We start from the raw sequence: 11,841 nt of genomic DNA, 5'->3' as shown, positions 1-11,841 counted from the left end.
AAGTGAAGCGAAGCGAATTCAGAAATTATTTTACACGCAAGTGTAACAAATAGTATCTTGGTTCATCTTTAGACTAAACAATTGTTTTTTTGATACTAACCAAACAAAATATTGATTCGTTACTCGCTCTTTGTCAAGAAGGCAATAGACTGGCACAGCTGGAAGTGTACAACCGGTATCAACATGCCATGTTTAATACTTCCTTACGTATTGTTAAAGATGCTGCGGAAGCTGAGGATGTCATGCAGGAATCGTTCATTACGGCTTTTGAGAAGCTTTCCAGCTTTAAAGGAGACGCTTCTTTTGGAGCATGGTTAAAGCGTATCGTGGTTAACAACAGCATATCTCAATATCGTAAGTCGCAACGGTTCACCTCTATTCCGGATCACACGTTCATAGAGGTAGAAGATGACAGCACTGCCGATGGTTTGCCGGAAGAAGATTATACCAGCCTAAAGGTAAGTCAGTTGCTGTCCTGCGTGGAACAACTGCACGACAGCTATCGCGAGATTCTTACGCTTCATTTTATTGAAGGGTACGATTATGAAGAGCTTTGTGAGATATTAAATATAAGTTATGCGAATTGCAGAACCCTTATTTCAAGGGCTAAAGAGAGTTTGCGAAAAAAAATACTAATTAGTTATGAATACTAAGTACACACCCAAAGCATTTGACAATTCTCAAGGACGTTTCGATGTACACGACACCCCATTGGGACATGAAAAGCGATTTTTACAGCGCCTTGAAGCTTCTAAGCCCATTGCTAAGAAGGAGAACAGGTGGTGGAAACCGTTGTCAATTGCTGCTTCGATTGTGGTGCTCCTGGGATTTGGGTTTACCTTTATGCCCGGTACCGCACAAGAAGCCGATCTGGCGAGTGTTTCTTCAGAAATGAAACAAACACAGACCTTTTTTACCACAACCATCAATAAGGAACTGGATAAGTTGAAAAGCTATTCCACGCCCGCAACCAAAGCGTTGGTCGACGATGCTTTGGCACAAATGGAAATCCTTGAAACTGAATATGCAAAGCTGAAAGAAGATCTTGTTGCCAGTGGCAACGACAAGCGTGTGATCTACGCCATGATCTCTAACTTTCAGAACCGCATTGACCTTTTGGAACAAGTGATCTCTACCATAGAAGAAGTTGAAAATCTAAATAACACACAACATGAAAGCACCATTTAAAACACTTATCTTCCTTTTACTCGTTCCGGCGGTGATATTTGCCAATCCGGACAAATTCAAAGGAAAATACACCAAAGAAAAGACCTTGAAGAAAGAGTTCACGGTCAATGCCAATGCGGGATTACGTATCAATAATTCCTATGGTAACTTAGATATCGTTACCTGGAACGAAAACAGAACCGTGATCGAAGTACACATTATCACCAACAGCGATGATGAAGGCCAGGCACAGAAAAAACTAGACGAAATAACTGTAGAATTCTCAGGAAATGGATCTCTCGTTTCAGCCAAAACGATTTTTGGTGAAAAGAAAGGAAACTCCTGGAGCTGGTGGGGCAGTAAGAATAATAACGTTTCCATGGAGGTCAATTATACCGTGAAAGTTCCTGTGACAAACAGCGTAGACCTTAGCAACGATTACGGCACTATTAATCTAAATAGGCTGGAAGGGAATGCTAAGATACACTGCGATTACGGACAATTGATCTTGGGAGAGCTTTTAGGCGAAAACAATTATTTGAACTTTGATTATACCGACAAATCTACCATAGGATATATGAAGAGTGGAAAGATTAATGCAGACTACTCGGGCTTCACCCTTGATAAAGCAGGAGATATAGAACTTACGGCAGATTATACCAACTCCGAGATACATGAGGCCAGAGATGTCAATTACAATTGCGATTACGGGAAAGTAGTGATTGATAAGGCCCGAAACATTACCGGAAGAGGAGATTATGTAAGCAATAAATTAGGAACTTTAAGCGGTTCACTTAACTTAAACACCGACTACGGCAGTATCACTATAGAGCGATTGACCGCTTCCGCAGGAGATGTGACCATCAACGCCGATTATACCGGAATTAAACTAGGTTTCGATAGTGATTACAGTTTTGATTTTGTGGTACGTACGTCGTACGCCAGTGTGAAAGGAGAAGAGTATGTAACAGTGACTCGCAGCGATAAAGATTATACCAGTAAATCATTGGAAGGTTATCACAAAAGCCGCGGCTCCGGTAAAAAAGTAGATATTATTTCAAATTATGGAGGCGTGACCTTCCGAAAGTTATAAACCAATCATAAAACAGATACCCATGAAAAAACAAATACATTTAGCAATAGTCAGTTTACTTATTGTTTTAAGTACTTCTGAAGCCACTGCGCAGTGGGGAAATAAAAAAGTAGAAGGCAATGGAAATGTCACAACCAAAACAAGAACCACCCAAGTGTATGATGCCATTAAGGTAGTAGGCTCTATGTCCGTTGATCTTGAAAGTGGTTCGGAAGGAACTATTTCGGTAACCACAGACGACAATCTGCATGAGTACATCATTGTAGAGGTCACAGATGGAAATACGCTAGTGATTCGCACCGAAAAGAATGTCGCGCTTCGAACCAAAAAAGGAATTCGTGTCACGGTGCCATTTCAGGATATCAGTGCCATTGAGTTGGTTGGCTCCGGTGATGTGAAGACAAAGGCCCCTATACGCAGCAACGGATTAGAATTGGCCGTAATTGGCTCCGGAGATGTAATTCTCGATGTGGAAACCGAGAATCTGGATGCAAAAGTCACGGGTTCTGGTGATATGATCCTGAGCGGTCGTACCACCAACCTGGAGCTAAAACTAAGCGGCAGTGGCGATTTTAAAGGAATGGATTTGGTAGCCTTGAACACCGAGGCCTTTGTTTCAGGTTCCGGGGATGCCAAAGTAACGGCCAGCAACAGTTTAAAAGCCAGAGTGAACGGGTCGGGTGATATTCGCTATTCAGGAAATCCTTCTAAAAGCGATACCAAAGTGTCCGGTTCGGGCTCTATAAAATCAATGTGATTAGGGTTACTATAACAAAAAAAGCCTCCGGTTGGAGGCTTTTTATATTTATGTAGTTTCAGTTTTAAGGATTCAGCTGCACTGTAAAGCTGCCATTCGTGATCGCATAGATAGCAGGGTCCTGTCCTGTTGAATCTTCAGCTGTGAACTGGAAGCGTCCTTCAATAATTCCGGAAACCGTATCGTAACTAATGATCTCCAGGGTTCCGTCACTGGAATTGAAATTGCGCGGCATGGTCGTGTCTGGAATAAACAGACCAACATTCTCGGTGCCGTCAATGATCGCCGGAACCAGCGGATACATTCCTACTTCGATGGAAGAAGGAAAATTAAGACGTATGAATTGTGTATTCGCCTCATCTTCGGCTGAAATAAAGATCACAGGGATATCATTTACAGTAGTTTGTACAATATCTATAAGACTTGCCGAAAACGGAGCACCATCCACTTCAGCATTAACTTCATTGGTCACAGGACTACTATTGTCTACATAATCCACAGAAAAACTTCCTTCCGCAATATTTACCGCGGTTGGATCTGAACCTAAGGGATCTGTAGCCGTAAAGGAAAAGGTAGCTTTCAGTTTTCCGGTGATATTTCCAAACTCTGTAAAGGTGATGCTTCCATTGGAGGAAGAAAGGTTTTCTCCTCCCGTACCCGCATTATAGATCGCTATTAATTTTGTCCCGTCTGAAATACCTGTAAAGAAATCGAATGTTCCCACGCCAAGATCCTTTGGTATATCAATACGAATGGTGGCCCCTGTGGTATCTATCGCTACAAGGTTTAACAGGTCAAAACCGCCTACGGTGGTCTCTGTAATGGTGAGCGTGATGTCCTCAAAGATCTCGCCTTCGACTTCGGCATAAAATTCATCTTCAGGGTTACCGTTCCCTCCGTCTTCGATGGTAAAAACAACCTTATTGAAAGCCCCGTCTGAAAGGGTTACATTTTCTATAACAGGATTTCCACTTCCGTCTAAAATAGGGTTTCCATCGGCATCCAGCGCAAAACGCCCCCCGATAAAACTAAACGTCCCTGAAACGGTGAGTGCCTCCATATCCAGATTAGTTATGGTTAATTCTCCTGTGCCACCCAGGGCTGCAAATGAAATATAAGGATTTGTTTCGTTAGAGGATTGCGCATACATACCGAAGGTAGGAGTCCCCTGTCCGGCGGTAAGGCTAAAAGTGCCTTCAGCAGGATCAGCGACCGAGAGTGTTACGACCTCGCCCGTTGTGGCATTTGTTGAAGTGATCACTAAAATATTTCCGGAAAGGAGCCCGGAAGAAGTTTCCGAAGCGAAATCCTGGTTGTTGACGGAACAGATGAGTTGTCCTTCTTCCGCTTCAGCAACGGTATCGTCCACAAATTGACCTTCCAAAGGTTCGTTATCACAAGCAGTAAATTGGAAAGCAAGAAAGGCAACAAGCAACCAATTTAAGAGTTGAAATTTTTTCATAAGTAAGTAAGTTTTCTCAGGTAATAACCGCAAACATAAGTAAAAATTGTTTATTTCATCGATTTTCTTGGTACTCGAAGAAGCAAAATAACACCAATAATAAAGAAGACCACTAAAAACAATACTGAATTGCGCATGCTCCCTGTTATGTGATCTATAAAGCCGTAAATGACCATCCCTATTACAATTCCAATTTTTTCTGCGACGTCATAAAAACTGAAATAGGAAGTCGTATCCTTGGTCTCCGGTAAAAATTTTGAATAGGTAGAACGCGACAATGCTTGTATTCCTCCCATCACTAATCCAACCACTCCTGCAGTAGCATAGAACCGTACAGGTGTTTCTACAAAATAAGCGACGATACAAATCCCTACCCAAATAATATTGATAACTACCAGTGTGACAATGTTTCCAAATTTTTCGGAAGCTCGGGATGTGAGGGTCGCTCCTATTACGGCTACCAACTGGATGATAAGAATGCTGGAGATCAAACCAATGGTCTTTTCATCATTTCCGCCCCAGGCGATTTCCTGCTCTCCAAAATATGTTGCGACCAGCATCACGGTTTGTACAGCCATGCTATAAACAAAGAATGCAGCCAGATAACGTTTTAATGTACTGTTTTCGGAAAGAGAGCGATATACGTTTCTCAGTTCTCTAAATCCATTCAGCAGTACCCTTCGCGTAACCTTGTGTCCGGAGGAAACACCTTTGGGGAGATGGTAAAAAGAATACTGACTAAAGGCGATCCACCAAACACCTACCGTAATGAACGAAATGCGCATCGCCTTCATACTTGCCGCATCCCCCTCCCCTAATCCGAAATATTGAGGCATCATGACCATGACCAAATTAAAAATAAGCAATAGCACGCTTCCAATATATCCCATGGAATAGCCTTTAGCACTTATTCGGTCCTGTTGTTCATTGTAAGCGACATCCGGGAGATATGAATTATAAAAAACCAGACTTCCCCAAAATCCCACCAACCCGAAAAAATAGCATGTTAAGCTTATATAGATTCGGTCCAGATCGAAGAAATAGAGGCCAATGCATGATACGGCACCCAAATAGCAAAAGAACTTCATGAAAACCTTCTTATTGCCTACGTAATCGGCAATACCCGAAAGCAAAGGCGATATGATCGAAACCATTAAAAATGCTGCAGCAGTTGTATAACTAATTAGCGGGGTGCTTCGAATGGCTCCGCCAAATACGTTGACAGTCTCAACATTGGCCACATTGAACAAGGCTTGATAATAAATGGGGAACACCGCAGATGCGATTACCAGACTATACACCGAGTTCGCCCAATCATAGAATGCCCAAGCGTTCAATAATTTTTTACTTCCCTTTACCAGTTGTGCCATATTCCGTGATTAATCAAGAAAAAATCCCGCTGCAAAGCGGGATTCTAAAGTAATCATTATAGTGATAGTAGCACAAATTATTTTTTAAAAGACGTCACTCCAAACTTCCGTGCTTCGGCTTTTGCCTCGGGAGCCCAGGCTGTTATATTATTGATACGGGTAGTACTGGAAGGGTGAGTACTTAAGAATTCGGGGGGTGCACCGCCGCCATGTTGTTGCATTCGTTGCCATAGTTGCGCCGCAACTATGGGGTCATAACCGGCAATGGCCATTAAAGTAAGTCCGATACGGTCTGCTTCTGTTTCATGACTTCGGCTAAAGGGCAGCATGACCCCCAATGTAGATCCAATACCATACGCCTGATTAAATATCTGTTGGTTCTTAGGATCCTTACTCAATGCCAGATTACCGGCTACTGCACCTAAGCCTTGTAATTGTGAAGCACTCATTCGTTGTTGTCCATGATTGGCCAAAGCATGAGCTACTTCATGGCCCATGATCGCTGCAATACCTGCCTCACCTTGTGCTACGGGTAGTATCCCCGTGTAGAATGCGATCTTACCTCCGGGCATGGCCCACGCATTAATATCCGGGCTTTCAATTAAATTATATTCCCATTCGTAATCATTTAAGTATCCTGCGTATCCATTGGCCGTTAAATAACGTTCGGATGCCATGGCGATCTTCCGCCCAACATTCTTGATCATTTGTGCATCGGCGGTACCGGTAATCACTTTGTTTTCAGCTAAGATCTGATTGTATTGCTGAAATGCCATTGGGTAAATTTGTGAATTAGGAACCAAGGCCAGTGTTTGTTTCCCTGTAAAAGGGTTTGTGGTACAAGCGAGGAACAATAAGGTTACCGCAAGAAAGGATAGTGTTTTTTTCAGTTTCATAATTATATTCTTTGTTGATCTTTTAAAAATAGCGATATAAAATTTCAATTGTTATAAAAAAAATATAAAAACGAAGGGATCACGTTCGTTTTGGGGAAATATTAAATATTGATACCTGTTTTTTATATCAATTTTAAGAAAGATGGGGACGTAACCTATTATTTTTATAAAGTGGAACAACTTTTGTAACACACTAACAAAAACAAACACCATGAAACATATCATTCTACTATTGGCAGTAAGTGCGGGAATCATTTTTAGTTCTTGTGAAGGTGATCCGGGACCTCCGGGAGAACCCGGTATTAATATTTTAGGTCAGGTATTTGAAGTAAACGCTACTTTTTCCGAAGCAAACAATTACGAACAACTTTTTACAATCCCATCTAATGTAGAGGTTTTTGAAAGTGATGTGATCTTGGTGTATTGGTTGGAAGATGTGGTTCCTGATGGGAATGGCGGGTCTTTGGACGTGTGGAGTCAACTTCCTCAAACGATCTATACAGCCGATGGATCCTTTCAGTATACCTTCAATCATACTTTTGTAGATGTGTTGTTATTTCTACAAGGGGATTTTGATCTTTCCCTGTTAGGTAACGGGTTTACGAACGACCAAATCTTTAGAATTGCAGTAGTTCCTTCGGAGTACGGATCGGCTGACCTCACCATGGAAGAATTAATGCGAATGTTCGAGATTTCTACAAACGATATTGAAACCATACCCTAAATATTTAAAAAATAATGAAACAACTACCGATCATTGCATTAACACTATTATTTATAAGTTGTAATTCTTCGGCACAAGATAAAAAAGAGGCTCAGGAATTCCCTGTTACTAAAACCGAAGCCGAATGGAAGGCAGCGCTTTCAGAAATGGAATATTATGTACTGCGGGAAGAAGGTACCGAGCGGCCTTTTTCAAGTGAGCTTAATAAAAATTACGAACCCGGCACTTATGTGTGTGCGGCCTGCGAAACGCCTTTATTTGAAGGAAAACACAAGTTCGATAGCGGTACAGGCTGGCCAAGTTTCGATCGCGCGATCGAAGGAAATGTAGCCTATTCGACCGATACGAATTTAGGATACACCCGTGTAGAGGAACATTGTGCCACCTGTGGCGGACATCTTGGTCATGTATTTGAGGATGGTCCCGAAGAAACCACCGGAAAGCGACATTGCGTCAATGGTGCGGCACTGGATTTCATTCCCATGAAACAATAATGAAGAAAAAAAAGACATATCCTGTCGAAAAGACAGAAGCGCAATGGCTCCAAGAATTGGGTCCCGAACGCTATCGTATCCTTCGGGAAAAAGGAACCGAACGTCCCTTTACCGGCACCTATAATCTTACTGTCGACAAAGGAACGTATCTCTGCGGAGCCTGTAATATTCCTTTATTCAAAAGCAATAGCAAGTTCGACAGCGGTTGCGGATGGCCTTCATTTGATGAAGCCATTGACGGTGCTGTAGAATACATTCGGGATACTTCCCATGGTATGATACGTACTGAGATCCTTTGTGCTAACTGCGGAAGTCATTTGGGCCATGTGTTCAATGACGGTCCCACAGAAACAGGTCAACGGTATTGTGTGAATTCACTTTCAGTAGACCTTCAGAAAGAATAAGCATTTGAAAAAGAAAAAGAAACAAGCGGAACTTTAAACGAGTTCCGCTTTTTTTGTATAAATACCCGGCGGGCCTTCCCTGTTCCACTTTCATTTTGTAATTTCGTGACATTAATTCACAGAACATATATTCAGAAGATGAGTAAATACGATATCATAGTACTGGGAAGTGGTCCGGGTGGTTACGTAACTGCCATAAGAGCCTCTCAGTTAGGGTTTAAAACAGCAGTCATAGAAAAAGAAAGCCTAGGGGGTGTATGCCTTAACTGGGGTTGTATCCCAACAAAAGCCTTATTAAAAAGTGCACAGGTGTTCGATTATTTAAAGCATGCAGAAGACTACGGATTGATCGTCAAAGGAGCCGATAAGGACTTTAGCAAGGTGGTGGAGCGAAGTAGAGGCGTAGCCGATGGAATGAGTAAAGGTGTACAATTCCTAATGAAGAAGAATAAGATCGATGTTATCAATGGCTTCGGAAAGTTGAAACCCGGGAAGAAAGTAGATGTCGATGGAAAAGAGTATTCTGCAGATCATATCATTATTGCCACGGGAGCACGCTCGCGAGAATTACCAAATTTGAAGCAGGACGGGAAAAAAGTAATTGGTTACCGCGAGGCAATGAGCCTTAAAACACAACCAAAAAGTATGATTGTAGTAGGAAGTGGTGCCATAGGTGTTGAGTTTGCACATTTCTATAACGCTATGGGAACCGAAGTAACCATTGTAGAGTTTTTGCCGCATTTGGTTCCTTTGGAAGATGAGGACGTTTCAAAACAATTTGAGAAGTCATTCAAGAAAGCAGGTATCAAAGTGATGACATCTTCTTCCGTAGAAAAACTTGATGCCTCCGGAAAACTGGTAAAAGCCACGGTGAAGACCCAAAAGGGAGAAGAAACGTTAGAAGCAGAGGTCGTCCTTTCAGCTGTAGGGATCGCTTCCAATATTCAAAATATAGGACTTGAAGATGTAGGGATCGTTGTAGATCGCGATAAGATCATGGTCAACGATTGGTATCAAACAAATATCCCCGGGTATTACGCCATTGGTGATGTAGTTCCCGGCCCAGCCTTGGCGCACGTTGCTTCGGCAGAAGGGATCACCTGTGTAGAAAAGATAGCGGGACTTCATGTTGAGCCTATTGACTACGGAAATATTCCGGGATGTACGTATGCGACACCAGAGATCGCCAGCGTGGGAATGACCGAAAAACAAGCTAAAGAAGCCGGTTATGAGTTAAAAATAGGGAAGTTTCCTTTTTCCGCAAGCGGAAAAGCCAGTGCTGCCGGAACTAAAGATGGTTTTGTTAAGGTAATCTTTGATGCAAAATACGGAGAATGGTTGGGTTGCCACATGATCGGAGCCGGAGTGACCGATATGATCGCTGAAGCAGTTTTAGGACGTAAATTAGAAACAACCGGACACGAAGTTTTAAAAGCTATACATCCACATCCCACCATGAGTGAGGCTGTTATGGAAGCCGTAGCCGATGCTTACGACGAAGTGATACATTTGTAAGATAGTTTTTTACAAGAGCAAAAGCGTTTGATCTCCGTAATATTGTGGGACAGACGCTTTTTTTAATTCTTGGCTAAAAAACTCTGTACAGCAAGTTCGTAGCTCTGTAAGCCGAATCCCAAGATGATTCCTTTTGTGTTTGGGGCAATATAAGACGTATGCCGATACTCTTCTCTGGCGAAGGTATTAGAGATGTGTACCTCTACCACAGGGGTCGTTATCGCTTTTACGGCATCTCCAATTCCCACCGAAGTATGGGTATATGCTGCGGCATTAAGAATAATGCCGTCATAGGAAAAGCCCACTTCCTGAATTGCATTGATCAATTCGCCCTCAACATTGGACTGGAAATGACTCAGGGAGACCTGTGGAAATTTTTCTTGTAGTCGTTCAAAAAAATCTTGAAAAGTTTCATCACCGTAGATATCATTCTCTCGCTTACCCAGAAGGTTCAGATTAGGACCGTTTATTATAATAATCTTCATAGTTCAAAGATATAGAAATAAAAAAAACGGAAGTTAAAGCTTCCGTTTTCTTCGTTTAGTTTATAAAATTTAATTAAAGAACCATCCAACTGATAAGCTCACTACAGAGTTCTTCGCGTCAACGTCTTCTTCCGTAGAAATGTTAGTAAATCCTATTGCATATCTCGCTTGGAAAAATACGCCCATTGGCAAGCGGTATTGAGCACCTATCGCCGCGCTGAGATCTAAGGATTCAGTCCCATCTTTTAAATCGATCTCCTCATCCAAGAATTTCAATTTACTCCCCACGTTGATTCCAACTTGTGGGCCTCCTTGCAGACTAAACCCATCAGCGAGCGTCACATCAACAAGAATAGGTATGTTGATATAGTCTAAAACAACATCATTATCCCCGTCTTCATCATTAAAGGAATATCCTTGAGAAGAGAATAGTACCTCAGGCTGAATAGCTATTAATTCACTTAGCCCGATATTAACAACAGCTCCCCCGTGCAAACTGGTCCTTCCGTCCAGATTGTCGGCATCATCACCATTCACTGAAGCAAAATTAGCGCCTGCTTTAAGTCCGAAGCTAATTTCTTGTGCTTCGATGGTTGTCAATGAAAATACTGCAAAAGCAGCCAGTAAAATTAGTTTTTTCATAATTTGAATATTTAAGTGTTAGTTATATATAAAACTACTAAATTTATTAATATGCTCCACCTTCCATACGAGTGATAGTTACTAACGCACTTATTAACAGTTTTTTAGAGGCTTTCAAATAAAAAAGGAGTGGTTTTACCACTCCTTTTTACTAAATGATTTAATTCTGCTTGTTAGAATTTGATCCCTGCAGAGAAGGAAAGCGTTGAGTTGGTTAGATTATCTCCAATGAATCCTTCGTCATCGTCTTCATCCACATTAGAGATCCCGAACATATATCGCGCCTGAAAGAAAACACCATTGTTCAATTGATAAGCCAATCCGCCACCAAGGCCAAGATCGAACCCTGAAACTGAATCGCTTACATCGGTAGTTCCTTCAATTTCATCGCCGTCGCTGTCTCCTTCCACAGAAATTTCGGTTTCAGCCTTTACATTAAACCCAAATTGTGGTCCGGCCTCAATACTGAGTCCGTCGGTGACATAATATTTCGCCATCACAGGTACATTGATGTAATCCAGCTTCAGCTTCGTTTCTAACGTATCACCGAAGAAGTCGGTTTCTTGTTGTAGCCCTTGCTGCGAATACAGCACCTCCGGTTGAACGGCAAATGTTTCAGAAACAGGTATTTCAACAACCCCACCTAAATGGAATCCTGTACGTCCATCGGCGTCTTCAACGGCATCGCCTGTTAATTTCGCAAAATTGACCCCGGCCTTTACACCAAGTTTTACTTCCTGTGCGTTCGCTGTGGCCATTGCCAAAGGCAAACAAATGAGCATTAACATTACTTTCTTCATAATTTGATTTTTTAAGTTTAGACAAACCTACT

Annotated in this window: 14 protein-coding genes; 8 read left to right on the top strand and 6 right to left on the bottom strand. The window is 42.0% G+C overall.

Annotated elements, in window-relative coordinates; genetic code table 11:
- Positions 1-89: 89 nt before the first annotated feature.
- Genes JS40_RS02475 through JS40_RS02460 form a run of 4 tightly spaced genes read left to right on the top strand, consistent with a single transcriptional unit; the run spans position 90 to position 3,017 of the window.
- On the top strand, positions 90-653 hold the full coding sequence (locus tag JS40_RS02475) for an RNA polymerase sigma factor (RefSeq protein ID WP_034258078.1): 564 nt from the start codon (positions 90-92) through the stop codon (positions 651-653).
- Positions 643-1,188 carry a hypothetical protein gene (locus JS40_RS02470; RefSeq protein WP_034258076.1) on the top strand — a complete coding sequence of 182 codons (546 nt, stop codon included), beginning with the start codon at positions 643-645 and terminating at the stop codon, positions 1,186-1,188. Before JS40_RS02475 ends, JS40_RS02470 begins: the two co-directional genes overlap by 11 nt.
- Positions 1,172-2,260, top strand: coding sequence for a hypothetical protein (locus tag JS40_RS02465; protein WP_034258074.1), 1,089 nt, complete (start codon positions 1,172-1,174; stop codon positions 2,258-2,260). The genes JS40_RS02470 and JS40_RS02465 overlap by 17 nt, the downstream gene beginning before the upstream one ends.
- A 22-nt stretch (positions 2,261-2,282) precedes the next feature.
- Positions 2,283-3,017: a head GIN domain-containing protein gene (locus JS40_RS02460; RefSeq protein WP_034258072.1), complete on the top strand. Its 735-nt coding sequence runs from the start codon at positions 2,283-2,285 to the stop codon at positions 3,015-3,017.
- Positions 3,018-3,081: 64 nt separating this feature from the next.
- Here the strand turns inward: JS40_RS02460 and JS40_RS02455 are convergent, their stop codons facing one another.
- The 3 genes from JS40_RS02455 to JS40_RS02445 form a co-directional block, all read right to left on the bottom strand.
- A complete protein-coding gene (locus JS40_RS02455; RefSeq protein ID WP_034258071.1) occupies positions 3,082-4,479 on the bottom strand; it encodes a DUF6252 domain-containing protein in 1,398 nt (465 codons plus the stop codon).
- Between the two features lie 50 nt (positions 4,480-4,529).
- Positions 4,530-5,849, bottom strand: a complete 1,320-nt coding sequence (locus tag JS40_RS02450) for an MFS transporter (RefSeq protein ID WP_034258070.1) — start codon at positions 5,847-5,849, stop codon at positions 4,530-4,532.
- Positions 5,850-5,926: 77 nt separating this feature from the next.
- The gene (locus tag JS40_RS02445) at positions 5,927-6,745 is read right to left on the bottom strand and encodes a M48 family metallopeptidase (RefSeq protein ID WP_034258069.1); all 819 of its coding nucleotides are present in this window, start codon (positions 6,743-6,745) and stop codon (positions 5,927-5,929) included.
- Between the two features lie 211 nt (positions 6,746-6,956).
- Here JS40_RS02445 and JS40_RS02440 point away from each other — a divergent pair, with 211 nt between their 5' ends.
- The 4 genes from JS40_RS02440 (at position 6,957) to lpdA (ending at position 9,882) form a co-directional block, all read left to right on the top strand.
- Positions 6,957-7,469 (top strand): hypothetical protein, encoded by a 513-nt coding sequence (locus JS40_RS02440; RefSeq protein WP_034258068.1) that lies wholly within the window; start codon positions 6,957-6,959, stop codon positions 7,467-7,469.
- Between the two features lie 14 nt (positions 7,470-7,483).
- Positions 7,484-7,963, top strand: a complete 480-nt coding sequence (msrB, locus tag JS40_RS02435) for a peptide-methionine (R)-S-oxide reductase MsrB (RefSeq protein WP_034258067.1) — start codon at positions 7,484-7,486, stop codon at positions 7,961-7,963.
- The gene (gene msrB / locus JS40_RS02430; RefSeq protein ID WP_034258066.1) at positions 7,963-8,367 is read left to right on the top strand and encodes a peptide-methionine (R)-S-oxide reductase MsrB; all 405 of its coding nucleotides are present in this window, start codon (positions 7,963-7,965) and stop codon (positions 8,365-8,367) included. The genes msrB (JS40_RS02435) and msrB (JS40_RS02430) overlap by 1 nt, the downstream gene beginning before the upstream one ends.
- 138 nt (positions 8,368-8,505) lie before the next feature.
- Complete coding sequence (gene lpdA / locus JS40_RS02425) at positions 8,506-9,882, top strand: dihydrolipoyl dehydrogenase (RefSeq protein WP_034258065.1); 1,377 nt, start codon at positions 8,506-8,508, stop codon at positions 9,880-9,882.
- A gap of 62 nt (positions 9,883-9,944) precedes the next feature.
- Here the strand turns inward: lpdA and aroQ are convergent, their stop codons facing one another.
- The 3 genes from aroQ to JS40_RS02410 all read right to left on the bottom strand — a co-directional run bounded on the left by aroQ (position 9,945) and on the right by JS40_RS02410 (position 11,809).
- On the bottom strand, positions 9,945-10,367 hold the full coding sequence (gene aroQ / locus JS40_RS02420; RefSeq protein WP_034258064.1) for a type II 3-dehydroquinate dehydratase: 423 nt from the start codon (positions 10,365-10,367) through the stop codon (positions 9,945-9,947).
- A gap of 69 nt (positions 10,368-10,436) precedes the next feature.
- Positions 10,437-11,009 (bottom strand): porin family protein, encoded by a 573-nt coding sequence (locus JS40_RS02415; protein WP_034258063.1) that lies wholly within the window; start codon positions 11,007-11,009, stop codon positions 10,437-10,439.
- 173 nt (positions 11,010-11,182) lie between these two features.
- Complete coding sequence (locus JS40_RS02410; protein ID WP_034258062.1) at positions 11,183-11,809, bottom strand: porin family protein; 627 nt, start codon at positions 11,807-11,809, stop codon at positions 11,183-11,185.
- Positions 11,810-11,841 lie beyond the last annotated feature (32 nt).

This window comes from Altibacter lentus, assembly GCF_000746845.1.
In the GTDB taxonomy this organism is placed as follows: domain Bacteria; phylum Bacteroidota; class Bacteroidia; order Flavobacteriales; family Flavobacteriaceae; genus Altibacter; species Altibacter lentus.
Note: the sequence above shows the minus strand (reverse complement) of the source record. Positions and strands in the feature narration are given on the sequence as shown.